The organism is Pseudovibrio sp. Ad46, from assembly GCF_001623065.1.
GTDB lineage: Bacteria > Pseudomonadota > Alphaproteobacteria > Rhizobiales > Stappiaceae > Pseudovibrio.
The window spans coordinates 1-23,381 of the sequence record NZ_LMCG01000002.1 but is presented as its reverse complement, the minus strand read 5'-3'; the positions used below and the strand labels follow the sequence as shown (position 1 = coordinate 23,381).

The window sequence follows — 23,381 nt, the reverse complement described above, 5'->3', positions numbered from 1 at the left end:
CGCCAATGTGCTGCCTTGAAATTCCATTGGTGCTCAGCAAGATTACGTCTCGCACGGCCAAACTCCCATATAGGGACCTGCGAGATAAATTCAAATTGTTTCCATTGCCGTAGGTTGGGTCTTACCGGTCTATTGGATCAGAAAGAGAATAAATGCCTCGGCTCGCGTTTTATTATGAATTTGCCAGCCCATACTCCTACCTGACCGCAGCACGTATTGAACAGCTTGCGAAAGACAGGGGCATCGATATTGATTGGCGGCCTTTTCTGTTGGGGCCGATCTTCCGGCGTCAGGGGATAGAGAGCTCTCCATTTTTAGAGAACCCGAAGAAGGGGGCTTATATGTGGCGGGATGTTGCACGTACCGCTGCAAACCTTGGGTTGGCCTGGAAGAAACCACAGATCTTTCCACAGCACAGCCTGCTTGCCTCTCGTATTGCTTTTGCGGGACGTAAGGAGCCGTGGATCGGTGCGTTTACCCGCGCTGTGTATCACATGGCTTTTGTGCTGGATGAGGATATCTCCAAACCAGAGCTGATGATTGCCTTGTTGCGTGAGCTGGATCTGGATGCAGATAAGGTCATGCGGCAGGCTGAAACCACTGAGGTCAAGATTGGCTTGCGGGCAGCGGTTGCAGAGGCAGAAGCGCTGAGTGTGTTTGGAGCACCAAGCATGATTACCGAAAAAGGCGACCTTTACTGGGGCAACGACCGCCTTGATGAGGCGTTGGATGCCTCCTTTGTGCGGATTGGCTAGCTGACCTTCTGAAGCGTGCTTTCCAGCAGGCTGTAGAGGGCTGACGGGTTGATAGGCTTTTCCAGAATTTGCGTGAAACCTTGTTTGAAGAGCGCTGGGCGGTCTTCCGGCGCGATGCTTGCCGTGATCGCGAAGCAAGCTCTATCCTTGGCGTGTCCGTTTGCCTGCATCTGAGTGAGTGTTTCCGAGCCGCTCATTTCTGGCATATTCAGATCCAGAAAGATCAGGTCGGATGGAGTTTTCGACTGTACAGCTAACGCTTGCTTTCCGCTGTCTGCGATGCGCACTGTCAGGCCAAATGATGAGAAGATTGCTGCCAGCAATTCCCGGTTGGGCTCATTATCGTCAACCACCAGTACAGAACCAGAAAGCTTGGAGCGCGTCATATTTTGGGCTGGAGTAGAAAGTTGCTGTGTCTGCTCGATCTCTTGGATTGGCAAAACCAACTCAAAACAGGCCGCATGCTCGGTGTTGGTGATGAGCCTCAGGTCTCCATGATGATCACAAGCAAGGTGCCGCGCACTCCAAAGCCCGAGGCCGTGGCCGTCGGACTTCCGTTTCGGCGTTGGGGCGGCATCCAGATGTGAAGCTTGCTCTGGTGTCAGGCCTGGGCCAGCATCCTTGAGTGTAACCACGATGTTGGGTTGATGGTTTGAGAACTTGATGTGCGCGCTGAGCGTGATGGTGCCCGTATTGCTGTACAGAATAGCGTTATCGACCAGCACTGCGAGAATGCGCTGTAGCTCGTCCGATTGGGTTTGATAGGCCGACATAGCTTCTCGTGACCAGCGGTGGGTCAGGGTGTGACCAGAGCTTGCTGCCTGTGGTGAAAACAGATCAGCGATATAGGTGAGCTGCTCAAGAACTGATCTTGCTTCAGGCTCGGTCTTACTTTTAGCACCGCTATGATGTTCAGCTTGTGTGTTTGCGCCGAGGATTGCACCTGTCAGCTTCGCAAGTGAGTTGATGGCTGTTTGCAGAGTGTTCAGGTGATGTTGCTGCTGATCGCTGAGTGGTTCCTGTGCGATCAGGTCAGAAGCCGTTTTCATAGCAGACAGCGGTGTCTTCAGGTCGTGCACCAGCCTTGCAACATCCTGCTTTGGAGCCGGTTTTGGCGCAGGCATGAGATAACTCCTTGATCAATCCTCGAAGAAGAGCCTAAAACACTGGCAGGAAAAGTTCGCCCAGTTCTGGCAAGGATCCACCGAGATTTTGTTTTTTTGCTGCTGCAAGCGCATCTGCTTGCGCTCTGGGAGAGTGCTGTATGGTGGAAAGAGAGCGGACACGGAATGCTGTTTAGTACGCTGCAAGTGGTGTTTCCCATTTTTGCGACAGTCGGTGTGGGGTATGGCTTTGGATATGCCGGGCTGCTGAGTAAGCAGGTCGGTGACAATCTCAGCACCTTCTGCATTACCGTGCTTATTCCGGTTCTGATCTTCCGTACTCTGGCGACATCTGATCTTGCTGGTTTGAGCCCATGGGCGCTTTGGGGCACCTATTACACGGCGCTGGCAACCAGTGCTGTGCTGGGTGGTTATATGGTGCGCAAGGTCTTTGGGCGAGAAGCAAGGGCTGCCTGTATTGGTGGATTTTCTGCTGCGTTCTCCAACATGTCGCTGGTTGGTATTCCGGTGATTACCTCAGCCTTTGGGCAGGAGGCGTTGGTTCCGATTTCCCTGATCATCTCCGTGCATGCACCGTCTGTAACACTGGTGTTTGTGTTGGCGATGGAGCGAGCGGTGGTGGTGGATGGCTACCAGGAAGCGCGGCCTTTCAAAGACGTTATGCATTCGCTGTTCACCGCGCTGATCAAGAGCCCGCTGGTCATCGCGATTTTGCTGGGTGTAGGCTGGAACTTCTCGGGCTACGAGTTGCCTGTGTTGCTGGATGGTGTGCTGCATCCTCTGGCAAAAGCTGCCAGCCCGGTTGCGCTGTTCTCTGTTGGTATGACGCTGCTCAACTATGGTGTGCGTGGGAACATTGCCATTGGCAGCGTGTTGAGTTTGCTCAAGATTGTGCTGATGCCAGCGCTGGTGCTGGCTCTGGGTGCTTATGTCTTTCCGCTCTCGCCACTTTGGGTGGCGGTGGCGACACTGGCGGCCGCCTGCCCAACCGGTGTTGTGGCCTACCTTTATGCCAGTCAGTTTGGAACCGGGCACGCCATGAGTGCGAACTCCATCAGCCTGACGACCATTTTCTCAATAATCACAATGAGCTTCTGGCTTTGGATCTTAAACTTTCTGGGCTACTAAGAAGGTCTTGCACCCTCTTTCGAGTTTCCCATGATTGTTCAGGTCTTTTTCGTCGTCTTCCCGATCTTCGCTCTTGTTGGCATTGGCTATGTTGTTGCTAATGTTGGATATCTGGATCGCAGTCTTGGCGATATTCTGAGCAAGTTCTGCGTGAACCTTCTCATCCCTATCCTGTTGTTCCGTAGCCTTGGTTCCGCTGACCTGGATGGCATCTCGCCTTGGGGGTATTGGGCGACTTACTACGGTTCCATGATTGTGGTTGCTTTTCTGGGTGGCCTGCTTGTCCGTATTGGGTTTAAGCGGGAAGCACGTGCAGCGGTGATTGCCGGGCTGACGGCGTCTTTCTCCAACACCGTGTTGGTTGGTATTCCGTTGATTGATGCGGTTTATGGAGCTGAAGGAACGCTTTTGATTTCGCTTCTCATTGTGTTCCACGCACCGCTAACCGCGCTGACGTCTTCTGTATTGATGGAGCGTGCGGTGGTGATTGATGGTCATAAGGCGCCGCGCTCTAAGAAAGAGCTTTTAATTGCAGTTGGCAAAGGCTTGTTGGCAAACCCGATCCTGTATGGTGTTGTGGGTGGGCTGCTCTGGAATGTATCAGGTTTGGAAATTCCAAAGTTGGCTGATGACGTTTTGGCTCCACTGGCGAAAGCTGCCTCACCTGTGGCGCTGGTCGCAGTGGGGATGAGCATGGTGAACTACGGTATTCGAGGCAATCTGGCGATTGGTAGCGTGCTGGCGATTATCAAGTCGATCCTGATGCCGTTTGTGGTGTTTGTTGTTGCTGCACACGTGGTGGGCCTGCCCTCTGTCTGGGTGGGTGTGGCAACGCTGATCGCAGCGTGCCCGACAGGCGTGTTCTCCTTCATCATAGCCAACCAGTTTGGCACCGGTCATGCCATGTCCACCAACGGCATCGCAATCACCACAGGCATATCGGTCTTCACCGTAAGCTTCTGGCTCTGGTTCATTCAGGTACAGGGGTATTGAGCTACAGGCCCAGCTTCTCTCTGATTTGTTCAGGAGTGACGCCGCTTGCTCTTAGTTCGCGGAGGGAAGTGTCCTTGGCGGATTTGGCGAGCTTGCGGCCTGTTTTGTCGAGAATGAGGTCGTGGTGTTCGTAGTGCGGTTCTGGCAAGTCCAATAGAGTTTGCAGCAGGCGGTGGACGCTGGTGGCGTGGTAGAGGTCTTTGCCGCGCAGAATGTGGGTAATGCCTTGTAGTGCATCATCTACGACTACTGAAAGATGGTAGCTGGTTGGGGTGTCTTTGCGGGCAAGGACGACATCGCCCCAAGCTGCCGGGTCGGCTTGAATTTTTCTGTGATGTGCTTCGTTCCAAGAGAGAGATGTTCCCGCTAGCTCAATGGCTTTGGCCATGTTGAGGCGCAGGGCATAGGGCGCATCGGAGTTCTGAAGGGCTTTTTGTTCTTGTTCAGAGAGAACGCTGCTGTCTCCGGGGTAAAGTGGGGCGTCGTCAGGGTCTCGTGGCCATGGCGTGTCCGATGCATCCTGCTTCGCGACGAAGCGTTTGATCTGGGCGCGGGTGAGGTAGGCTTTGTAGACAAGGCCCATTGCTTCCAGCTGTGCGAGTGCCTTAGCGTATTCGCTGAAATGCTCTGACTGTTTGCGAACTGGCGTTACCCAATGCAGGTCCAGCCATTTCAGGTCTTCCAGCATATCTTCTTGCAGTTGCGGAGTGCAGCGGACTGTGTCGATATCTTCGATGCGCAGTAGGAACTTTCCGCCGTTTTGCTTTGCAGCTTCATCGTTGAGGATGGCCGAATAGGCATGGCCAAGGTGGAGGTGGCCGTTGGGTGAAGGGGCAAAGCGATAGACAGGCGAGTTCATTTGCGAAATGGTTCTACTTGGAATATGGACAGCTTGTTATTAGAGCATCTTTGCTTGCTTGAGGAGAGGGCGTTGAGACCTATAAATACGCTTGAGGATATTGAGCGGGAGCTCGCGTCCCTTGTGCAGTTAGATGAGCGGCTTGTTCGCGTTGCTGATGTTGCAGGTGAGGTGCCTTTGCGCAGGCGCTCAGCTGATTTTGCCGGACTTTGCAATATCGTGGTGGCGCAGTTGCTTTCTGTGGCGGCTGCGGCAAGCATCTGGGCAAGGTTGGAGGCACTGGTGGTGCCATTTGAGCCGGATGTGCTGCTTTCCAAAAGCGATGAGGAACTGTTGGGTGTTGGGCTTTCCAATGCCAAGTTGCGAACATTGAAGGCCATTGCTGAAGAGCTGAAGGCTGGTTTGTGTTTGAACGAGGCGGTGGACTGGCCGGGTGAGGTAGCACACAAGCGGCTTTGTGAGATTAAGGGTATCGGCCCTTGGTCTGCGGATATCTTTTTGCTGTTTTGCGCTGGGCATCCGGATGTGTTTCCGGTTGGAGATGTGGCTTTGCAGGCGGCTGTGCAGCATGCGTTTGATCTGGAAGAGCGCCCCAAGGGAAAGGTGCTTGCCGAAATTACTGAGGCATGGTCTCCTCATCGTGGAACTGCGGCGCGATTGTTCTGGTCTTATTATCGCGTGATGAAAGAAGGACGCGAGACCTTGCCAGTTTGAAGGGGGCTGAGCCAATTATGAAATGGGGAGCTGCTTGATGGAATCCAAAGGTTTTGTGAGTGCTGTGGACGCACAGGTTGAACTGCTTCGCGATGGAAAGCCGCTTGAAGCGTTTGATGCATTCTTTGCGTCCTCTGTGCAGATGTATGCCAATGATGTGCTGTTTGCGGATGGCGCTGCCGAAGGCCGTGCCAAGCAAGAGCCGTTTATCTCAGCGGCGCAATCCATCATTGGCAAGATTGAAGATGTTGTGATTGATGAGACGCGTGGTTTATGCGTCTTCCGCAATCTCAGCCAGTTTGTAGATGGTGCTGGTGTGTTGCAGCAGATTGACGGTTTGTGCTGGCAACGCTGGGATGCTGGTAAGGTTGTTGAAGAGCGCTATTATGATGGTGCGATGATGAATGTCCTTTTGAAGGATGGTCTGCTTCAAGACCTTGCTGGTCATATGACGATGAAAGAGGCTGAATGAGTATGCACGAGCTTGAGTGCATCCGCTTGGAGCCGAGCCATGCACCGGTGCGCAAACTGCTGGTGTTGCTGCATGGGTATGGCGGTGATGCTGGGGACATGGAGCCGACGGCGCGTGCCTTGCGCGACGGGCTGCCTGAAACCGCTGTTGTTTGCCTGAATGGGCCAGAGCCATGCGCACATTGGGTTGAGGGGCGGCAGTGGTTTGCGGCCACTGAGTTTGATGCGCGGGAAATCTGGATTGGTGTGCAGGCCGCTGCGCCGTTGATCAACCAGGTGCTGGATGCCGAGCTGGAGCATTATGGTCTGCTGGAGCGTGACATGGTGCTGGGTGGCTTTTCGCAGGGTGCTATGGTTGCTTTGCATGTTGGACCTCGGCGTTTTTCAGAGGCGGCAGGCCTGCTGAGTTTCTCCGGTGTTTTGGGTGGACCTGAGCATCTGGTGGAGCAGATGGTGGTGCGGCCTCCAGTGATGCTTCTGCATGGCAGTGAGGATGATGTGGTGGCGGCGGCGTATCTTGGGACTGCTCAAACGGCGCTGGAGAATGCAGGGTTTGATGTGGAAGCGCATGATCTGGCGAGGCTGGATCACTCCATCAATGGTGAGGCACAGGCATTGGCGCTCCGGTTCCTGAAAGAACGGTTTGGAATTTCAGCGCCAACCACTATCTAAAGGAAGCACAGGCCGGAGGAGGGGTTATATGTTGCAAAGTAAGCGTGCAAAGCAATTTCAGAGTTTTTTGGATGATCGTGGACTTGGGTTGAAAGTCGTTGAGCTGCCGGAGTCTTCACGTTCTGCTGCAGAGGCTGCGCAGGCGCTGGGCTGCGCTCAGGAACAGATTGTCAAATCCCTTGTCTTTCAGAAGCTGGATACCGAGGAAGCTATTTTGGTGCTGGCGAGCGGGACGAACCGCGTCAACGAAGACGCTATTTCTACAGTTGTCGGCGGGCCGATCGGGCGACCTGATGCCAAGTTTGTTAGAAACGTTACAGGGTTCTCGATTGGCGGTATTCCACCACTGGGACATAAACAGGAGTTGACGGTTTTCGTGGATGAAGATCTGTTGAGCTTTGATGAAGTGTGGGCTGCTGCCGGAACGCCGAATGCAGTGTTCATGATGCCCGGAAATTTGCCGGACATTTTGGGAGACTATCAGGTCATCTGCGTGAAGTAGCAGGCTACATTCTGTCTTCGACTGGCCAATGAACGTAGGCTAGGATCCAGAGGAAGATCAGGTTGACCAGGGGAATGAAAGCCAGAATGGTCCAGATCCTTGAAAAGCCAAGACGGTTCAGGATTCTGGCGATTGGAATGACAACAACCAATATCCAGACGATCATGATGACAACTTGCCAAAGGGCGAAGCCTTCCATCATCATTTCATGATCCATGTAACGACCTCCTGTTCATTTGCTTCAGGACCAACTATCTGTTTGATGGTTACAAAGGTCAAAGAAAATATTTATTGATTACAATTGCTTATGACTAATTCATGGGCATATTTTTAGGGGAAGTCGGAGACGCCTGTTCCTCCGATAAATGAGGGTACGATGAGCACCGCGCTTATTATTATTGATGTACAAAAATATTTGTTTGATGTGGAGCCGCACCCGTTTGAGCGGGATGCAACGATTGCTCGTATCAACAGGCTGAGTGCAAAAGCTCGTGAAGCAGATGTGCCAGTTATCGTTGTTCAGCATGAACGGGCAAACCATCAATTGGCTTATGGTACTGACGGGTGGGAATTACCGGAAGATCTGATTGTAACGGACAGTGATTTGAAGGTGCGGAAAACTGCACCGGATTCCTTCTACAAAACCAATCTGAAAGAGTTGCTGGATGAGCGCGGCATCACTGATCTGACGATCTGCGGGTTTGCCTCGGAGTTCTGCGTGGATACCACGTTCCGCCGTGCGGCTTCGCTTGGGTTTAACCTGCGGCTTGTGAATGACGCGCGCACCACGCACGACAAAGAGCACGCTACCGGACAGCAAATCAGGGAGCATCACAACAATACGCTCGTTTTTCTTCGTGGGTATGAGGGCAGTATTGCTGTTTTACCGGAAGCTGATGTTGAGTTTGCCCAGGCAGAGACGGCTTAACTTTCGCGATCAGCGATGTAACGGGCTAGCGTCTTCAAGGTGTTGGCCTTTGCGCCGTATGACTCCAGCAGTTCATCTGCTTCTGCAATCAAGCGTGAGAGCTCCTGACGGGTGTGGCTTTCACCCAGCAGGCTGACGAGGGTTGCCTTGCCAGCTTCTGCATCTTTGCCCGTTGCCTTGCCAACCACTTCTGCATCGCCGGTCAAGTCCAGCAGGTCATCTGCCAGCTGGAACGCCAGACCGATGATTTCACCAAAACGGGTGAGGCGAGCGATGTCGTCGTCTGTGGCATTTGCGAGAATTGCGCCTGCACGGCATGCATAACGAATGAGCGCGCCGGTCTTCATCGCCTGAAGCTGACGAATCTCAGCTTCTGTTCTGTCGCGGTGCTCAGAGGCGAGGTCCAGCATCTGACCGCCTGCCATGCCGCCAATGCCGGATGCGCGGGACAATTCCCGCGACAGACGCAGACGGATGGCCGGATCTGGATGCACTTGCTCATCAGCAATGAAATCAAATGCGATCGTGAGCAGTGCATCGCCTGCTAGAATAGCCGTTGCTTCGTCAAATGCCTTATGAGTTGTTGGACGACCACGACGTACATCGTCGTCATCCATTGCTGGCAGGTCATCATGGGCGAGGGAGTAGCAGTGAATGCATTCCAGCGCTGATGCGGCAACAAGCGTGCCTTCATCTTCGTGACCGAACAGGCGGGCAGCTTCCACCATCAGAACCGGGCGCAGACGTTTGCCGCCGGACAGCGCTGCATAGTTCATCGCTTCCAGCAAGCGTTCAGGGCGGGCCAATTCCTCAGAGCGAACAGTCTCCCCTAAAAGAGAGGTGAGCTTTTCTTCAAGAGACTGAGCGGTTTCGGTGATGACCGATTTTAAAGCAACAGACACAGAACCCCATCCCAAACGAGCAAATAAAGTACAACAGATTTGAAAGTGCTTACCTATTCGACAGATAGCAAGTTGATCGTTTGTCCTGAAAACAGCTCAACGTCAAGTGAAATGGAGTGTTTCCGTAAGGTTCCTGCGGATTTTCGCCCCGTGAATATTCGGCTGAGATTTCCTGCGGAGTTGCCTTGATGCTGTTTTTTTCTTTAGGTTAAATCTAAAGTTACCTAAGGTCATATAATAAGAGCCTCGTAATAAGGCGCCCTAGTAAGTCAGCTATAAGAGATGATAGGGGGAATAGAAATGCGTGCACTTTCGAAGATTTTGTCGAATTTTGTCCAGATAGGGCAACTTGTAATTTTTGATGCCAAAGATAAAAAGCACGTTTTTGGCAGTGATGAAAGCGGCCCCTCCGCTGCATTGCGTTTTCACAGTCAGAAGCTTCCCTACACACTTCTGATTGATCCTGAGCTGAAAGCAGCCGAAGCCTATATGGATGGCTTAATCACCATGGAGCCGGGTCACACTCTGAATGATCTGGTTGCTGTGTTCATGGCGAATGATGGCCTGCTTACAGAACATCCTATTCAACGAATTTTGACTTTCATGAAAGATGGTCATACGCGGCGACGCCTTGGTCTGAACCTGAAGAAAAACAAAGCGCAGGTGCGCCATCATTATGATTTGTCGACGGACTTGTATCGGCTCTTTCTTGATGACGGACTAAATTATAGCTGTGCTTATTACCGGACGCCTGAGGATACGCTTGAAGAAGCCCAGCAAGCCAAGCTGGATCATCTTGTTGCAAAGCTGGACCTGAAGCCAGGCATGTCAGTTCTTGAAATTGGCGGCGGCTGGGGCTCTCTGGCTATTCGTATGGCGCAGACCGGTGCGCAGGTGACCTCTCTCAATGTCTCTACCGAGCAGATCAAAATTGCTGAGGAGCGTGTGAAAGCTGCCGGTCTTGAGGGCAAGGTTGATTTTGTCTGTCTGGACTACAACGAGTTTGAAGGTGAGTTTGATCGCGTTGTTTCTGTCGGCATGATGGAGCATGTTGGCCACGGCAATCTGGGTGCTTACTTTGCCAAGATCAGAGACTGTCTGAAGCAGGATGGCTATGCTGTCATTCACTCGATTGGTCGTAGTGGCCCCCCGGGTGTAACGGGCCCATTCCTGAGCAAATACATCTTTCCGGGTGGGTATTGTCCTGCTCTTTCAGAGACTTTTGCCGATATTGAGAAAACGGGTCTTTGGGTCTGTGATAACGAGATTTTGCGGCTGCACTACTATTACACCCTGAGAGATTGGCGCCTTAACTTTGAGCGTAACCGGGATAAGATCAAAGAGCTGTATGACGAGCGCTTTTGCAAAATGTGGGAGTTTTACCTGTCAGGCTGCGAAATGAACTTCCTGCATGGGCGACTCATGGTGTTCCAGTTGATCCTGTCTAAAGAACGGGATGCTGTGCCGATTATCCGTGACTTCATTGGTGACAATGAGCAGGCGATGATCTCTCATCGTGATGATCGCAGAAAAACGGCCTAAGCCGCTCTGTATTAAAGAAGTGGCCCCGGAGTTAGTTCCGGGGTTTGTTGGGTTGGATCATTGACGCCCAGTAAAATCATTGGCTACTTTCCCGATGTTTAGAATGCATGGGTGAAAGCAGGTCGTTGGTGTTTGATGATATTCCATTGCCCTCGCAAAGGCGGCGAGAGGGCATTTTCAATTTTTCCGAACCGGGTAAGTCTACAGCTTATGCCGTTTTGTTTGCGCTATTGCTTGGGCAGTTTGCGGCCCACCGGTTTTATCTGCGCAAGCTTGGCAGTGCTGTTGTTATCAACTGCCTGAACATTACAGCAGTTTTGATCCTGATCCCGTTGCTCATGGGATTGGACGGGCATAATTTGATTGCTGATCTGACGACTGGCGAGTGGGTTGGTTTCGGCGTTGCCATCGGCATGGCGATGATTGCGAACATTTGGGTGTTTATCGATCTGATCGTGCTGATTGTTTTGCTTATTCGGGAGAGCTTTTAGGGCAGCTGCGGGGCGGCGGCTTGGTTTCTTCAGGTTTGCCTAGGAAGAATTCATAACCCCTAGTTCTATGCCGTAAATTTCGAGAGATGTGTTGATCGATAATGCGTGTCAGCCTCTGAGTGTGATCGAAGCTCACCGGAGGTCGTAGTTATGAGCGATCAAACCGTCATTCCGCCTAGTAAAAGAGGTTTCTTTTATCTCAAGAATCCGCACAAATCTGCTGTGGTGACGGTGATCCTGTCGCTCTTTTTGGGCGGCTTGGGGCTGCATCGGTTTTATCTTGGTAAGCCGCTGAGTGGGGCGGTGATGCTTGTTCTCTCTTTGATTACGGCTTTTCTGATTGTGAGCGGTCTGAACCGGATGGAAACGTTGGATCCAAACGGGATGCTGGCCGTTGTCAGTGGGGCTTTGGGGTTGGGAATGATTGTCTCTGCGTGGGCGTTCGTTGATCTTCTGATCATCCTTGTGGGAGTGTTCAATACACCTTCCGAGCCGAATGAGGTTCGTTAGAGGCTCATCACAAAGAAAAGCCGAAGTTGGGGGGCTTCGGCTTAGCTCTTGGAGCCAGTTTAGGGATCGCCTGTTATTCGGGGCACGAATAATCCTGGGAGGGGATTAAACAGGGCGAAAACCTTAGGAGAGGCGCTTGTGGTTATTCAGCTGCTTCCAATTCCAGTTCTGATGCTTCAAGGGCGACAGCAGCAGATTGGATGATTGATGCGAAACGAACAGCTGTTTGCACCATCTCGGCAGTTACTCCAGCTTTGCGCAGGATAGCTTCGTGGCTATCAATGCACATGCCACAGCCGTTGATGGCGGATACAGCAAGCGACCACAATTCAAAATCAACTTTGTCTACGCCCGGCTTGCCAATCACGTTCATACGCAATTTGGCAGGCATGGTTCCGTACTGCTCATTTGAGGAGAGGTGTACGAAGCGGTAGTAGATGTTGTTCATGCTCATGATTGATACAGCAGCTTTGGCGGCGCTCATAGCTTCTGCGGACAGGTGCGGAGCAGCTTCTGCAATCAAGGCCTTCTTCACGTCTGCATTGCGGGTGGCGATGGCGCAAGCGACGATCAGGCCGTATTTCTGTTGAGCAGTCAGAGATTCATCAGTTCCCATAGAGCCAAGATTCAAACGAACGTCCTTAGCAAAGTCACCAAGGCGGGATTTCAAGGAATCGATGGACATGATGTTTCTCCTAATGATTTTAGCAATGGGCCACGTGCAAAGTGATGGTTTTTAGTTTTTGATGCGCAAACTCTTCCGAAACCTGTTTTTTATTGTCTTCGGAAGTACGCTAAAAAAGACCGGAGCCTGCGATTTTTCGCTTTATGTGCTCCGGTCCTGATCGTTCCGGACTTAGAGCTTGGCGCCTTCATATGCATTCACGCACCAAGCTCTAAGTCCTTATTTTCTCGCGTATTCTTACCCGAAAACCGGAACCACTTTTCGGGAATACGCTTTAAGCTGCGATTACGTCGCCGCCAACTTCACGGTTACATGGGCAGAGTTCGTCGGTCTGCAGAGCGTCGAGAACACGCAGGGTGTCTTTAGGGTTACGGCCAACGTTCAGGTTGGTTGCGTAGATGTGCTGAATGGTGTTCTCGTTGTCGACAACGAAGGTGTAGCGGTATGCAACGCCGTCTGGGGAGCGAACGCCGAGGCCGTCGATCAGGGAACCGTTGGTGTCAGCGAATGCCCAGATTGGCAGCTTATCGAGATCTGGGTGATCACGGCGCCATGCCAGCTTACAGAATTCGTTGTCGGAAGAACCACCGAGTACAACTGCGTCACGGTCTTCAAACTCACTTGCAAGGCGAGCGAATTCAGCGATTTCGGTTGGGCATACGAAAGTGAAGTCTTTTGGGTAGAAGAAGATTACTTTCCACTTACCTTCGAAGCTTTTTTCAGTGATTGCTTCAAATGCGCTTTCGCCGTTTTCTTCGTGGTTGTTGAAACCAGGCTTTACGCCAACTACTTCAAATTCTGGAAGCTTTTCGCCGATACCGAGCATGGTACTCTCCTAAATATGGAATGACGCCAGAGCGCGTCGATTAGTGATTCTCATGAAGACTTGGAAAATACGTCTTCGTTGGGGTCTTTATGCAACTCTTGATTTGATCGGTCAAAACGATAATAACGAAGAAGTCCATCGATTTTTTCGATGGGCATGCTAAGTTGTCTCGGGATTGGCCAAATTCCGCCAAAATTTAGAGAAATTCTAATCTATGAGCTTTGATCTGTGTCATCTGGTCGCACAATGTTACCCACATTAAAACAGCTTCAGTACTTCAAATCGCTGGCCAAACACCTGTCTTTTTCGAAGGCGGCAGAGGCTTGTTTCATCACACAATCAACGCTTTCTGCCTCGATCAAGCAGTTGGAAGGCATTCTTGGATGTGAGCTGCTGGACCGCTCTGGTCGCACGCTCGTCCTGACTGAAGCGGGAGGGAAGGTGCTTGAGAGAGCATCTTTGCTGTTGCGTGATGCGGAGGACCTTGTGCAGGGGGCTCGTGCGCAGAACAAGCCGTTGTGTGGTCGGTTCCGGTTGGGAGTGATCCCGTCTGTCGCTCCGTTTCTGCTGCCGCGCTTTCTGCCTCAGCTCAGAGAGCTTTATCCTGAGCTGCAATTGTTCCTTCGTGAGGATCTGTCGCGCAATCTGATGATTGCTCTGCGGGAAGGGCGCATTGATGCGGCACTGATGGCGCTGCCCTATGATACGACGGGGTTTGAATCTGCCGAGATTGGAAGAGATGATTTTTATCTGGCCGTGCCGAGCGTACACGCGCTGGCTGGCGCCCATGAAGTGATGATGGAAGATCTGGCAGATGAGGTGTTGTTGCTGTTGGAAGATGGCCACTGTTTGCGAAACCATGTGCTTGCCGCAACGGGAGGGCGCATGCTGACGGCAAATGAAGATGTACAAGCCACATCTTTATCAACACTTGTGCAAATGGTGGATAACGGCATCGGCGTCACTTTGGTGCCACGTATTGCAGTAGATGCAGATATCGACCGCGGGACCTCTTTGAAGCTGATCAAAATTGCCGACAAGAATGCGCGCCGGACGATTGGAATGGTCTGGAGGCGTAAATCTTCTTTTGAAGGAAATGCAAAATTACTTTGCAAGGCTCTGGAACGCTTTATGGTTGAAACTCAAAGAGACGTCTCGGTTCCTCAAGATGTATCGGAGAAGAGTGCTTGAAGAAAGCGCGTTCAAAGGAGAAACCAGAGCCATTAAAGCGCAGGATCAGGCGTTGGGTGTTGCGTACACTCGGGGTGCTTGTGGCTTTGCCGGTGGTGTTGACCCTGCTGTATTCTGTGGTTCCTCCTTATTCCAGTCTGATGCTGTTTCGCGTTGTGACTGGTCAACCCGTTTGGCGTGAATGGGTGCCTTTGGAAGAAATTTCCGTTAATTTACAAAGTTCTGTGGTCGTCTCCGAGGACGCTACGTTCTGCACTCATGGCGGCGTTGACTGGCCTGCGGTGCGTGGGCAGGCCTGGAAGTTGTTTGAAGGCAAGCGCCCTCGGGGGGCGAGCACCATCACCATGCAGCTTGCGAAGAACCTGTTTCTCTGGAACGACAGAGATTATCTGCGCAAAGTGCTGGAAGTTCCTCTGGCGATACTCATCGATACGGTGCTGTCAAAGCGGCGGGTGTTGGAGATCTATCTGAACGTTGCGGAGTGGGGCCCGGGGATCTTTGGAGTGGAAGCTGCATCGCAAACTTTCTTTGGGAAAAGTGCTGCAAAACTTTCTGCGACTCAGGCCTCTTTGCTGGCTACAGCACTCCCAAACCCAATTGCCAGGAACCCCGCAAAACCTAGCTCTGGACATCGCAGGCTTGCCGGTATAAACCGTAGCCGAGCTCAGGTGGCCGGCGAAGTGCTTAACTGTATTTCGGCGCCGGAGAGGTAGTGCGAAATTATTTTCGTATAAGGACTGGCAAATCCTTCTGTTTGCCTGTATAACCCCCGCCAATCTGAGAGATTGTGTATTTCGCACGTTAACGCCGCGCTTGAGTGGCGCGTGCGCATGTGACGAGAGAGAGAGCTACAATGGCTGTTCCTAAGAAAAAAGTATCGCGTATGAAGCGCGGCTTTCGCCGTTCTACTGATGCTCTGGCACAACCAGCTTACGTGGAAGACAAGGATTCCGGCGAACTTCGTCGCCCGCACCATGTTGACCTGAAGAGTGGTATGTACCGGGGTCGTCAGATCCTTCAGGCTAAAGACGACGCTTAAGTCTGAAGCGATCAGCGCGAGTTGATTTTGAAAAGGCCGTCCCTCGGGGCGGCTTTTTCTTTTTGTGGTGCTTCGCTTGAACTAAGAAAGGCCGCTCTGTGAAAGGGTGGCCTTTTTTGATTTTCTGCTAGCGTTGGCTTTCGAAAGCTAATCTTGCTGCAAGGCCTGCAAACACGGCACCCAAAACATAGTTTGCGAGAAACTTAAGCTTTCCGTTGCCTCCGAGTGTTCGCATCATGTGATTTGCTGCGACAATGACAGTTCCGTTGATGAAGAAGCCGACTGTGTTCAACACGGTGGCAAGGATCATTATCTGAACTGCGACGTTTCCAGCTTCAGGTTTCACAAATTGAGGAAACAAGGCCAGGATGAAGATGACCATCTTGGGATTGAGTAGGTTAGTTAAAAGGCCCTGACGAAACATCTGAATGGATGAGTGCGTCTTATTTTCAATAGTTGTATTGGCGACCTCTGATTTTGAGGTGAATGCCTTCCAAGCCAGAAACAGCAAATAAGCAGCGCCTGTAAACCGAACAACATCATAAGCGATAGGAACAGCAAGAAAGAGCTGTGAAAGGCCAAAGGCTGCGGCAAACGCATGAAAGTATGTTCCTGTGGCAATTCCTGCAAAGGTGGCTAGTCCTGCACGTCTTCCCTGAGCTGCACTGCGGGAGGCAATTAGCAGCATGTCTGGGCCGGGAGTTGCAGTGAGAGCAAAGGACGCTGCTGTGAACAGAAGCAGCGTTGAAAGATCTGGCATTGCGTTTCCACCCGAGTTCATATGCAAACGAGAGGTCATATCGGAATTGTCTGCACACATCAAACTTGCCAAATTTTGTCGGTGCGTTCCAGATAAGAAAAACCGCCCCTTAGAGAGGCGGTTTTGGTGTTTGATCGTCATTTAACGTTTCAGAGCGGGAGGTCCCTCACCGCTGCGTATTAACCGTTTGCGACGTATTGGGCGCCGTTGATGGTCATGACGGAGCCGGTGACGAAGGCTGCGGCTGTGGAGGCGAGGTAGCAGACCATGCCTGCGATCTCTTCTGCCTTGCCCAGGCGACCGACCGGGATCTGGCCGATGATGCCTTCCAGAACCTTCTCAGGGACAGCAGCGACCATGTCAGTGTCGATATAGCCTGGGCAGATGCAGTTCACGGTGATGCCCTTGCGCGCTGTTTCCTGCGCCAGTGCTTTTGTGAAGCCGATCACGCCTGCTTTTGCTGCGGAGTAGTTGGTCTGGCCGATCTGGCCTTTCTGTCCATTGATGGAAGAAATGTTGATGATGCGGCCAATACCACGCTCGCGCATGCCATCCAGAACCGGGCGGCTCATTGTGAACATTGAGTCGAGGTTGGTTTTCATCACGGCGGTCCACTGGTCATAATCCATCTTGTGGAACCAGCCATCGCGGGTGATGCCCGCGTTGTTTACGAGAACTTCGACCGGGCCGAGCTCTTCTGCCACTTGAGCAATACCTGCTTCACAGGCCTTAGGGTCCGCTACATCCCATTTGTAAACACTGATGCCGGTTTCTGCGCTGAATTTATCAGCTGCTTCCGTGTTGCCTGCATATGTTGCGGCAACTGTGTATCCTGCATCCTTCAATCCTTTGGAAATCGCTGCGCCGATGCCACGCGTTCCTCCGGTTACAATTGCTACCCTGCTCATCGATATACTCCCCGCCTTAGGAATAAAATATTGGAACCCACCGTTACAGGTAATAATAATGACGGAGCAAAGACAACTCCGTCATTAGTTAGGGAATTGACTTGAACTTTACGCAGGGACCATAAAGCTCAATTATTCCAATTAGGTGACATTACTACCAATGTTGAGGTTATTTTCTCTCAACACACAGTGCGATACCCATACCTCCACCAATGCATAGGGTTGCCAGGCCTTTTTTCTTCTCTTCGCGCTTCATTTCATGCAGAAGAGTTACAAGTACTCGCGCGCCGGATGCACCAATTGGATGACCAAGAGCGATTGCGCCGCCGTTGACGTTGAGCTTGTCTGAGTCGATTCCCAGTTCCTGACCAACGGCAAGAGCCTGCGCTGCGAAGGCTTCGTTTGCTTCGATGAGATCGAGGTCATCAATAGCCCAGCCAGCTTTTTCGAGTGCTTTTTTGGAAGCAGGGATTGGGCCAAGACCCATGTATGCAGGATCAACACCAGCAGTTGCCCATGACTTGATGGTTGCCAGCGGTTTCAGGCCACGTTTTTCAGCTGCGTCTGCGCTCATCAAAACAAGAGCTGCTGCGCCATCGTTGATGCCGGATGCGTTGGCTGCGGTTACGGTGCCTTCTTTTTTGAATGCCGGGCGCAGTTTCTGCATTGCGGAGATTTCAGCACCCATGCGGATGAATTCATCATCTTCCACCACGCGCTCAGTTCTGCGCTCTTTTACGGTGATTGGAGTGATTTCGTCTTTGAACTTGCCAGCTTTCAGAGCAGCTTCTGCTTTGTTCTGAGAGGAGACAGCGAACTCGTCCTGAGCTTCACGGGTGATCTGGTACTTTTCTGCGATGTTTTCTGCAGTGATACCCATGTGATAGCCTTGGAATGCATCAATCAGGCCGTCCTTCAGCATGGTGTCAGTCATGGAGTAGTCACCCATTTTCACGCCGGCACGCAAGCTCTGGCAGTGTGGGGACAGGGTCATGTTTTCCTGACCGCCTGCAACGATGATATCTGCATCACCGGACTGGATCTGCTGCATGCCCATAGCGACAGCACGCAGGCCTGACCCGCAAACCTGGTTGATAACGATAGCGGTCGAATCATCTGCCATGCCAGCGTTGATCGCTGCCTGACGTGCCGGGTTCTGACCGAGACCAGAAGTGAGCACGTGGCCGAAGATAACTTCGTTGACGTCGTTTGCTTCCACTTTCGCCTGATCAAGTGCTGACTTGATAACCGCGGTGCCGAGGTCTTGAGCTGGGGTGTTGGCGTAGGACCCGTTGAAGGATCCGATTGGGGTACGTGTCGCGCTTACAATTACAACATCATTAGGCGAGGTCATGTGCAATTCTCCAATATTTGTGCAATGCGGGACTTCTTATTCGCACGCAAATCACCAGGGCGGGCAGCCATGCTGGTGCAATGCAGCATAAGAGATCCTTCGAACTCGTAGAATACCTAATGGGCAGACTATTCAATTTGTAGGGGGGAAAGCCAGATGAATTCGATAATTCCAATTAAGACCATAGTAGACCAATGAAACCGCTAGCGTGAAAGGTGGGATTTAGCTTACTCTGCGGCTTACTAGTTAATCTCGTATGTAAAAAATATGGGATCAGGGGGGAGCTGGCCGGAGCAAATTGGGATAGTGTTCCAGATCAGCCATAATAGCGCATTGAGGTACTCAAATCTGATGGCTAAGACAAACGAAGCCACTATCATCAAGAAGTACGCCAACCGGCGGCTCTACAATACTGGAACCAGCACCTATGTGACTCTCGAGGATCTTGCGGTGATGGTGAAGGATGAAGATGACTTCGTCGTCATTGACGCCAAATCCGGTGATGACATCACGCGGACTGTTCTGACGCAGATTATCTTTGAGCAGGAAAGCAAGGGGCAGAACCTTCTTCCAATTACCTTCCTGCGCCAGCTGATCCGGTTTTACGGTGACAGTATGCAAAACCTCGTGCCAAGCTATCTGGAATTCTCCATGTCCTCTCTCACCCGAGAGCAAGAGAAGTTGCGCAGCCAGATGAACCAGAACTTTGGCTCCTCTGCCTTTGAGGTTCTGGAAGATCAGGTGAAGCGAAATGCGGATATGTTTGACCGTGCGATGAAGATGTTCCTGCCGTTTGATGGTTCAAATCCTGCGGATATGACGGGGCAAGCTCAAGCACCGGAAAAGGAAGCTGCGCCTAAACCTGCAGAAACGCAGGCTAGCAGCGGCGACATTTCTGACCTGAAAGAGCAGCTTGCAGAAATGCAAAAGCAGATTGCAGCTTTGGCAGCGGCCAAAAAAGACGCCTGATACACACACATTGCTGCTGAGTTATGGAAGCCGGAGGGATGCCTTCGGCTTTTTTAATAGATCCATGGAAACAGGCGGCAGGGGACCTTCTCAGTATAGGTTGTGTAACCTTCGCAGTTGCTGGTGAGGGTTTTTTCTTCAGTTCTCATCAGCGGCAGGAAGCCGAGGATGATGAGCGGGATTGCGAGGAAGGCGAAGAGTTTTGAGCCCAGTATCATGGAAAGGCCTGCGATGCAGAACATGAGGCCGAGATACATGGGGTGGCGGACCAGTGCGTACGGTCCGCAGCTTTCAACGCATTGCTGCTCGCTCAGGTCTATTTGAGGTGTTGGCTTGGCGAAGGGGCTTTTGCTGAAGGTCCAGACGATGAGAATGACACCGCACAGGAAGAGGAACAGGCCTCTGAGGATTGGTTTCACGTCTCCCGTTTGAGGCAGGATATGCCAGAGGTGAGCGTCCAGAGCAGCGAGCAGGAAGTAGACGAAGATCACTCCGAACAGGATGAGAGTGGCGCGTTTGTCTCCCTTCAGGGCCTTGGAGGGGAACGAGGTGCGTTCTTTGAACAGCCAGGGGTTTATGCGGGCGAGCCATAAGCCTACGCCGACTTGCGCGAAGTAAACCAGTGCCACAATCATCAAGCCCCGCGGCCATGCAAGTGATGATCCTGCGAAAGCGATGGATGGCAAGATGGCGAGTGCGATGAAGACCGCGAGCATCGCTGAGCTTATGGTCAGACGTAGGTACAGACTTCTCTCCATCTCAACTTGCGTGTGTTGCAATTGCACAAGTTTACGGAGAGAAACCGTCTTTGAGGCGAACTGATTGCTGGTCTGCTGAATACCCGGTTAGTGGGATGTTTCTAATTCGCCGGAACCTGCTCATTGATCAGTCCCAGTGTGCGAATGTAACTGGCGAACGCTGGTTCTGTGGTGAACTGGTAAGCGGTCAGGCCTGCTTCGCGGGCACCTTCCACATTGTCGAGGCGGTCGTCCACGAACAGGGTTTCTTCTGGTTGGAAGCCGTATTTCTCGCAGACTGTCAGGTAGATGTTCGGGTCTGGTTTGCGGGTTCCGAACTCGGCGGAGGCATGGCCGCGGTCGCCAAAGATTGGCTCCAGTGCCGGAGCGACTTCATAGAGCGCGTCTTTCAACATCATGCCGTTGTTGGTGAGCAATGCGACTTCGTGGTTTTGTTTGATTGCTTCCACATGGGAGAGCATGTCTGGCCATTCGGTCATCATGTCCCGGCGGATTTTGACCCACGTTTCACGTGAAATAGGATGGCCCAGAAGCCGTTGATACTGCGAGAGGTATTCTGCTGCGGTGTGCGGGGTGCCGGCTTCGGCGGCGTTTTCTTCTGGCCCCTTAAAGACGATATGATCGATCTCTTCGGCTGGTTTGCCGGTCATGTCAGCGAGGACATTCAGACGGTAGGGATGGTCATAATCGTAAAGGACGTTGTCCATATCAAAAATAACAAAGCGAATAGGCATGGGTACCAATCTGAAATGAAGTGAACCGTGATAGTGGTGCAGTTGCTGGGCGCAATATAGTCCAGCAACTGCGGTAAAGTTGTGTCAGCCTGCGTCAGCCGTGAAACCAGCTGCTTTAATGCCTGCAATGGCTGAAGCTTCGTCGTTTTCGGATGTGTCGCCGGTGATGCCGACTGCGCCTAGAATTTCGCCGTCAGTGTTGCGGACCAGAACACCGCCCGGTACTGGCACAATGCCGCCACCTGCAACGCCGTTGAGTGCCTGCACGAAGTGAGGGCGGCTTTGGGCGTTGTCGTTGAGCCAGCGGGACCCTGCGCCAACGGCTACGGCTCCATAGGCTTTGCCCATTGCGATTTGTGGGCGCAATATTGATGAGCCATCCTGACGTTCGAGTGCGACGAGGTGGCCGCCTGCATCCAGTACAGCGACGGTGAGCGGTTTGAGGCCAAGCTCGCTTCCTTTAGCCTGTGCTGCTGAGATGATTGTCCGGGCGTGATCAAGATTGAATTGCACCATAAGTATTTCCTGATAGGTTTTGCTGAATCACCCTGTTTTAGCAGAGGATGATGATGCGGGGAATTCTTCGTTAGGGGACCGGAGATTCACTGGTAATTACAAAGAGGGATTTTTCGTGTTTAGAGATTTTCATGCTCCGGGTCGCTCCGCTGTTTATGCACCACATGCAATGGCAGCGACATCCCATCCATTGGCTACCAATGCAGCGCTCGAAATTTTGCGAGAGGGCGGTACTGCCGTTGATGCTGCTGTGGCCGCTATGGCTGTTCATTCTGTCGTTGAACCGCATATGACGGGCATTGGCGGCGATTGCTTTGCCATTGTTGCGCAGCCGGATGGGACGCTCTCGGGCATGAATTCATCTGGGCGCGCTGCTGAAAATGTGAGTGCAGATAAGCTGATAGCGGATGGTTTGCTTGATGTTGCCGTGGATTCAATTCACGCAGTCACCGTTCCGGGCGCCTTGCGCGGGTGGGAGAAGCTGCTCAAAGACCATGGACGGTTTTCATTCGATAAAGTTCTGAAGCGGGCGATTGGTTATGCGCGTGACGGGTATTCAGTCTGCCCGCGTGTGGCTGCGGACTGGAAAGGCGCTGTTGACTTTCTCAAGCGTGATGAAGGTGCATCTGAGCTGTTTTTGAAGGATGGTCGTGCGCCTGTTGTTGGCGAAATGATGCGTAACCTTCCCCTGGCAGAGACGCTGGAAGCTGTTGCAAAGAGTGGAGCGGATGCGTTCTACAACGGCCCGATTGCTGAAGAGATTGCAGCAGTAGTGCAGGCGAAGGGTGGATATCTGATAGCGGACGATCTGGCTGCGCATGAGGCTGTTGATCTGAAGCCAGTCACCACGGACTATCGCGGCGTGACTGTTGCTGAGTTGCCGCCAAACGGGCAGGGCATTGTAGCTCTTATCATGCTGGAGTTGATGAAGCGGTTTGACTGGGCGGATCTGGATCCAATGGGGCCAGAGCGGTTCCATCTGGAGATGGAAATTGCCAAGATTGCTTATTCTGGCCGTGATCGTTTTCTTGCTGATCCTGAGACTATGGAGTTTGACCCGCAGGCGTTTCTGGATAGCGACTACATCGACGGTCTTGCCAAGTTGATCCGCACGGATGCTGTGTTGCCGAGGCAGCCGGAAGAGGTGCTCTCACCGAAGTCTGATACGGTTTATCTGAGTGTGGTTGACGAGAATGGTCTGGCCATTTCGCTCATCAACTCCATTTATCACGGCTTCGGGTCTGGTATCGCGACACCGAAATCCGGCGTGCTTTTGCAAAACCGTGGGGCGTGCTTCACGTTGGAAGAGGGGCATCCAAACCAGATTGCTGGGGGCAAGCGGCCAATGCACACTATCATTCCGGCGATGGTTCTAAAGGACGGACTGCCTTATATGAGTTTTGGTGTGATGGGCGGCGGGTATCAGCCGTGCGGTCATGCCCATGTGCTTTCCAATCATCTGGACTACGGTATGAACATGCAGGAAGCCATTGATTGCCCGCGTATGTTCATCGACGAGAAGTCCTTGTCTTTGCAAGCTGAAACCAGTGTCTCAGCGGAGACGGTTGAAGCACTGCAAGCTTTAGGCCATGAGGTGTCCATTGTGACTTCCCCAATCGGCGGTGGACAGGCGATCATGTTTGACCGAGCCAACGGCGGCGGCCTGATTGGCGGCTCTGACCCACGCAAAGACGGCTGCGCGCTGGGGTACTAAGGTGCTGGTGCTTTGCTAACTATGATGGGTATCCAGAGTGACTGGTTGGTTGCTCTGGAACCTCAACCGTCATGCCGGACAAGCGGAGCGCTGATCCGGTATCCAGTGCCAAAGGTGCTGGCGTTGGTGAGGGCAGCTCTGGATCCCTGTGTGTTTGTTTTGTGCTTGAATGGTAGCGAGGCGGAGGTCGTTGGATCCCAGATCAGAGTCCAGCACGGCTTGAGATCGTGACGCGGCCAGACCCCGCCTCGCATGTATTACCAAACCTGAACAGTTGATGGTGGCCGCTTTTGCGGACCACGTAGCACAGGGACAGGCTCCATGACCTTACACCCT

General features: G+C 52.3%; 28 protein-coding genes. 16 read left to right on the top strand and 12 right to left on the bottom strand.

Annotated elements, in window-relative coordinates; genetic code table 11:
- Positions 1-152: 152 nt before the first annotated feature.
- A complete protein-coding gene (locus PsAD46_RS00945; RefSeq protein WP_063305961.1) occupies positions 153-755 on the top strand; it encodes a 2-hydroxychromene-2-carboxylate isomerase in 603 nt (200 codons plus the stop codon).
- Here the strand turns inward: PsAD46_RS00945 and PsAD46_RS00940 are convergent.
- Complete coding sequence (locus tag PsAD46_RS00940; protein WP_063305960.1) at positions 752-1,879, bottom strand: hybrid sensor histidine kinase/response regulator; 1,128 nt, start codon at positions 1,877-1,879, stop codon at positions 752-754. The two genes, PsAD46_RS00945 and PsAD46_RS00940, sit on opposite strands and share 4 nt — an antisense overlap.
- Positions 1,880-2,044: 165 nt before the next feature.
- Between PsAD46_RS00940 and PsAD46_RS00935 the strand changes: the two genes are divergently transcribed.
- Together PsAD46_RS00935 and PsAD46_RS00930 are read left to right on the top strand one after the other, a co-directional pair.
- Positions 2,045-3,007, top strand: coding sequence for an AEC family transporter (locus PsAD46_RS00935; RefSeq protein WP_063305968.1), 963 nt, complete (start codon positions 2,045-2,047; stop codon positions 3,005-3,007).
- Positions 3,008-3,037: 30 nt separating this feature from the next.
- Entirely contained in the window at positions 3,038-4,000 is a 963-nt protein-coding gene (locus tag PsAD46_RS00930) for an AEC family transporter (protein WP_063305959.1), read from the top strand.
- A gap of 1 nt (position 4,001) precedes the next feature.
- On the opposite strand, the gene gluQRS is transcribed toward PsAD46_RS00930, so the two are convergent.
- Positions 4,002-4,859, bottom strand: a complete 858-nt coding sequence (gluQRS, locus tag PsAD46_RS00925; protein ID WP_063305958.1) for a tRNA glutamyl-Q(34) synthetase GluQRS — start codon at positions 4,857-4,859, stop codon at positions 4,002-4,004.
- Between the two features lie 72 nt (positions 4,860-4,931).
- Between gluQRS and PsAD46_RS00920 the strand changes: the two genes are divergently transcribed.
- The 4 genes from PsAD46_RS00920 to PsAD46_RS00905 are packed head-to-tail and all read left to right on the top strand — an operon-like array spanning position 4,932 to position 7,218.
- A complete protein-coding gene (locus PsAD46_RS00920) occupies positions 4,932-5,573 on the top strand; it encodes a DNA-3-methyladenine glycosylase (protein ID WP_063286151.1) in 642 nt (213 codons plus the stop codon).
- Between the two features lie 37 nt (positions 5,574-5,610).
- The gene (locus PsAD46_RS00915) at positions 5,611-6,045 is read left to right on the top strand and encodes a hypothetical protein (protein ID WP_063305957.1); all 435 of its coding nucleotides are present in this window, start codon (positions 5,611-5,613) and stop codon (positions 6,043-6,045) included.
- Positions 6,042-6,716 carry a phospholipase gene (locus tag PsAD46_RS00910; protein WP_208981600.1) on the top strand — a complete coding sequence of 225 codons (675 nt, stop codon included), beginning with the start codon at positions 6,042-6,044 and terminating at the stop codon, positions 6,714-6,716. The genes PsAD46_RS00915 and PsAD46_RS00910 overlap by 4 nt, the downstream gene beginning before the upstream one ends.
- A gap of 28 nt (positions 6,717-6,744) precedes the next feature.
- Entirely contained in the window at positions 6,745-7,218 is a 474-nt protein-coding gene (locus PsAD46_RS00905) for a YbaK/EbsC family protein (protein WP_063305956.1), read from the top strand.
- A gap of 4 nt (positions 7,219-7,222) precedes the next feature.
- Here the strand turns inward: PsAD46_RS00905 and PsAD46_RS00900 are convergent, their stop codons facing one another.
- The gene (locus PsAD46_RS00900) at positions 7,223-7,435 is read right to left on the bottom strand and encodes a hypothetical protein (protein WP_057464696.1); all 213 of its coding nucleotides are present in this window, start codon (positions 7,433-7,435) and stop codon (positions 7,223-7,225) included.
- Between the two features lie 159 nt (positions 7,436-7,594).
- Here PsAD46_RS00900 and PsAD46_RS00895 point away from each other — a divergent pair, with 159 nt between their 5' ends.
- Positions 7,595-8,146, top strand: coding sequence for a cysteine hydrolase family protein (locus PsAD46_RS00895; RefSeq protein WP_063305955.1), 552 nt, complete (start codon positions 7,595-7,597; stop codon positions 8,144-8,146).
- On the opposite strand, the gene PsAD46_RS00890 is transcribed toward PsAD46_RS00895, so the two are convergent.
- A complete protein-coding gene (locus PsAD46_RS00890) occupies positions 8,143-9,024 on the bottom strand; it encodes a polyprenyl synthetase family protein (RefSeq protein WP_244273163.1) in 882 nt (293 codons plus the stop codon). The two genes, PsAD46_RS00895 and PsAD46_RS00890, sit on opposite strands and share 4 nt — an antisense overlap.
- A 324-nt stretch (positions 9,025-9,348) precedes the next feature.
- Between PsAD46_RS00890 and PsAD46_RS00885 the strand changes: the two genes are divergently transcribed.
- The 3 genes from PsAD46_RS00885 (at position 9,349) to PsAD46_RS00875 (ending at position 11,591) form a co-directional block, all read left to right on the top strand.
- Complete coding sequence (locus PsAD46_RS00885) at positions 9,349-10,590, top strand: cyclopropane-fatty-acyl-phospholipid synthase family protein (RefSeq protein ID WP_063305953.1); 1,242 nt, start codon at positions 9,349-9,351, stop codon at positions 10,588-10,590.
- Positions 10,591-10,718: 128 nt separating this feature from the next.
- On the top strand, positions 10,719-11,081 hold the full coding sequence (locus PsAD46_RS00880) for an NINE protein (protein ID WP_208859968.1): 363 nt from the start codon (positions 10,719-10,721) through the stop codon (positions 11,079-11,081).
- A 150-nt stretch (positions 11,082-11,231) separates the two neighbouring features.
- Entirely contained in the window at positions 11,232-11,591 is a 360-nt protein-coding gene (locus PsAD46_RS00875; RefSeq protein WP_063291290.1) for an NINE protein, read from the top strand.
- A 142-nt stretch (positions 11,592-11,733) separates the two neighbouring features.
- Here PsAD46_RS00875 and PsAD46_RS00870 read toward each other — a convergent pair whose 3' ends face one another.
- Together PsAD46_RS00870 and PsAD46_RS00865 are read right to left on the bottom strand one after the other, a co-directional pair.
- Positions 11,734-12,276: a carboxymuconolactone decarboxylase family protein gene (locus PsAD46_RS00870; protein WP_057464702.1), complete on the bottom strand. Its 543-nt coding sequence runs from the start codon at positions 12,274-12,276 to the stop codon at positions 11,734-11,736.
- A gap of 274 nt (positions 12,277-12,550) precedes the next feature.
- Positions 12,551-13,102: a peroxiredoxin gene (locus tag PsAD46_RS00865; RefSeq protein WP_063286144.1), complete on the bottom strand. Its 552-nt coding sequence runs from the start codon at positions 13,100-13,102 to the stop codon at positions 12,551-12,553.
- Positions 13,103-13,348: 246 nt separating this feature from the next.
- On the opposite strand from PsAD46_RS00865, the gene PsAD46_RS00860 reads away from it, so the two are divergent.
- From PsAD46_RS00860 to rpmF, 3 genes are all read left to right on the top strand, one after another.
- Positions 13,349-14,293, top strand: coding sequence for a hydrogen peroxide-inducible genes activator (locus tag PsAD46_RS00860; protein WP_063305966.1), 945 nt, complete (start codon positions 13,349-13,351; stop codon positions 14,291-14,293).
- Positions 14,290-15,006 (top strand): monofunctional biosynthetic peptidoglycan transglycosylase, encoded by a 717-nt coding sequence (gene mtgA / locus PsAD46_RS00855; RefSeq protein WP_063305952.1) that lies wholly within the window; start codon positions 14,290-14,292, stop codon positions 15,004-15,006. Before PsAD46_RS00860 ends, mtgA begins: the two co-directional genes overlap by 4 nt.
- A gap of 140 nt (positions 15,007-15,146) precedes the next feature.
- Positions 15,147-15,332, top strand: a complete 186-nt coding sequence (gene rpmF / locus PsAD46_RS00850; RefSeq protein ID WP_057464705.1) for a 50S ribosomal protein L32 — start codon at positions 15,147-15,149, stop codon at positions 15,330-15,332.
- Between the two features lie 127 nt (positions 15,333-15,459).
- Here rpmF and PsAD46_RS00845 read toward each other — a convergent pair whose 3' ends face one another.
- The 3 genes from PsAD46_RS00845 to PsAD46_RS00835 form a co-directional block, all read right to left on the bottom strand.
- Positions 15,460-16,092: a LysE family translocator gene (locus tag PsAD46_RS00845; RefSeq protein ID WP_063291312.1), complete on the bottom strand. Its 633-nt coding sequence runs from the start codon at positions 16,090-16,092 to the stop codon at positions 15,460-15,462.
- Positions 16,093-16,271: 179 nt separating this feature from the next.
- Positions 16,272-17,000: an acetoacetyl-CoA reductase gene (gene phbB / locus PsAD46_RS00840; protein ID WP_057464706.1), complete on the bottom strand. Its 729-nt coding sequence runs from the start codon at positions 16,998-17,000 to the stop codon at positions 16,272-16,274.
- A 169-nt stretch (positions 17,001-17,169) separates the two neighbouring features.
- Entirely contained in the window at positions 17,170-18,354 is a 1,185-nt protein-coding gene (locus tag PsAD46_RS00835) for an acetyl-CoA C-acetyltransferase (protein ID WP_063286141.1), read from the bottom strand.
- 351 nt (positions 18,355-18,705) lie between these two features.
- On the opposite strand from PsAD46_RS00835, the gene phaR reads away from it, so the two are divergent.
- A complete protein-coding gene (gene phaR / locus PsAD46_RS00830) occupies positions 18,706-19,323 on the top strand; it encodes a polyhydroxyalkanoate synthesis repressor PhaR (protein ID WP_193776894.1) in 618 nt (205 codons plus the stop codon).
- A 53-nt stretch (positions 19,324-19,376) separates the two neighbouring features.
- Here phaR and PsAD46_RS00825 read toward each other — a convergent pair whose 3' ends face one another.
- The 3 genes from PsAD46_RS00825 to PsAD46_RS00815 all read right to left on the bottom strand — a co-directional run bounded on the left by PsAD46_RS00825 (position 19,377) and on the right by PsAD46_RS00815 (position 21,331).
- A complete protein-coding gene (locus PsAD46_RS00825; RefSeq protein ID WP_208980650.1) occupies positions 19,377-20,081 on the bottom strand; it encodes an isoprenylcysteine carboxylmethyltransferase family protein in 705 nt (234 codons plus the stop codon).
- Positions 20,082-20,182: 101 nt separating this feature from the next.
- Entirely contained in the window at positions 20,183-20,815 is a 633-nt protein-coding gene (locus tag PsAD46_RS00820) for an HAD family phosphatase (protein ID WP_057464710.1), read from the bottom strand.
- Between the two features lie 84 nt (positions 20,816-20,899).
- Positions 20,900-21,331 (bottom strand): heme-binding protein, encoded by a 432-nt coding sequence (locus PsAD46_RS00815; RefSeq protein ID WP_063299757.1) that lies wholly within the window; start codon positions 21,329-21,331, stop codon positions 20,900-20,902.
- Between the two features lie 115 nt (positions 21,332-21,446).
- On the opposite strand from PsAD46_RS00815, the gene ggt reads away from it, so the two are divergent.
- Positions 21,447-23,045: a gamma-glutamyltransferase gene (ggt, locus tag PsAD46_RS00810; protein ID WP_063305950.1), complete on the top strand. Its 1,599-nt coding sequence runs from the start codon at positions 21,447-21,449 to the stop codon at positions 23,043-23,045.
- Positions 23,046-23,381 lie beyond the last annotated feature (336 nt).

Coding starts and splice junctions, on each gene's coding strand:
- PsAD46_RS00935 (WP_063305968.1), top strand. CDS start 2,045: ATGCTGTTTAGTACGCTGCAAGTGGTGTTTCCCATTTTTGCGACAGTC.
- PsAD46_RS00870 (WP_057464702.1), bottom strand. CDS start 12,276: ATGTCCATCGATTCCTTGAAATCCCGCCTTGGTGACTTTGCTAAGGAC.
- PsAD46_RS00910 (WP_208981600.1), top strand. CDS start 6,042: ATGAGTATGCACGAGCTTGAGTGCATCCGCTTGGAGCCGAGCCATGCA.
- PsAD46_RS00885 (WP_063305953.1), top strand. CDS start 9,349: ATGCGTGCACTTTCGAAGATTTTGTCGAATTTTGTCCAGATAGGGCAA.
- PsAD46_RS00945 (WP_063305961.1), top strand. CDS start 153: ATGCCTCGGCTCGCGTTTTATTATGAATTTGCCAGCCCATACTCCTAC.
- PsAD46_RS00895 (WP_063305955.1), top strand. CDS start 7,595: ATGAGCACCGCGCTTATTATTATTGATGTACAAAAATATTTGTTTGAT.
- PsAD46_RS00825 (WP_208980650.1), bottom strand. CDS start 20,081: ATGGAGAGAAGTCTGTACCTACGTCTGACCATAAGCTCAGCGATGCTC.
- rpmF (WP_057464705.1), top strand. CDS start 15,147: ATGGCTGTTCCTAAGAAAAAAGTATCGCGTATGAAGCGCGGCTTTCGC.
- PsAD46_RS00940 (WP_063305960.1), bottom strand. CDS start 1,879: ATGCCTGCGCCAAAACCGGCTCCAAAGCAGGATGTTGCAAGGCTGGTG.
- gluQRS (WP_063305958.1), bottom strand. CDS start 4,859: ATGAACTCGCCTGTCTATCGCTTTGCCCCTTCACCCAACGGCCACCTC.
- PsAD46_RS00930 (WP_063305959.1), top strand. CDS start 3,038: ATGATTGTTCAGGTCTTTTTCGTCGTCTTCCCGATCTTCGCTCTTGTT.
- PsAD46_RS00860 (WP_063305966.1), top strand. CDS start 13,349: ATGTTACCCACATTAAAACAGCTTCAGTACTTCAAATCGCTGGCCAAA.
- PsAD46_RS00815 (WP_063299757.1), bottom strand. CDS start 21,331: ATGGTGCAATTCAATCTTGATCACGCCCGGACAATCATCTCAGCAGCA.
- PsAD46_RS00905 (WP_063305956.1), top strand. CDS start 6,745: ATGTTGCAAAGTAAGCGTGCAAAGCAATTTCAGAGTTTTTTGGATGAT.
- phaR (WP_193776894.1), top strand. CDS start 18,706: ATGGCTAAGACAAACGAAGCCACTATCATCAAGAAGTACGCCAACCGG.
- PsAD46_RS00835 (WP_063286141.1), bottom strand. CDS start 18,354: ATGACCTCGCCTAATGATGTTGTAATTGTAAGCGCGACACGTACCCCA.
- PsAD46_RS00915 (WP_063305957.1), top strand. CDS start 5,611: ATGGAATCCAAAGGTTTTGTGAGTGCTGTGGACGCACAGGTTGAACTG.
- PsAD46_RS00820 (WP_057464710.1), bottom strand. CDS start 20,815: ATGCCTATTCGCTTTGTTATTTTTGATATGGACAACGTCCTTTACGAT.
- phbB (WP_057464706.1), bottom strand. CDS start 17,000: ATGAGCAGGGTAGCAATTGTAACCGGAGGAACGCGTGGCATCGGCGCA.
- PsAD46_RS00865 (WP_063286144.1), bottom strand. CDS start 13,102: ATGCTCGGTATCGGCGAAAAGCTTCCAGAATTTGAAGTAGTTGGCGTA.
- PsAD46_RS00900 (WP_057464696.1), bottom strand. CDS start 7,435: ATGGATCATGAAATGATGATGGAAGGCTTCGCCCTTTGGCAAGTTGTC.
- PsAD46_RS00845 (WP_063291312.1), bottom strand. CDS start 16,092: ATGCCAGATCTTTCAACGCTGCTTCTGTTCACAGCAGCGTCCTTTGCT.
- PsAD46_RS00875 (WP_063291290.1), top strand. CDS start 11,232: ATGAGCGATCAAACCGTCATTCCGCCTAGTAAAAGAGGTTTCTTTTAT.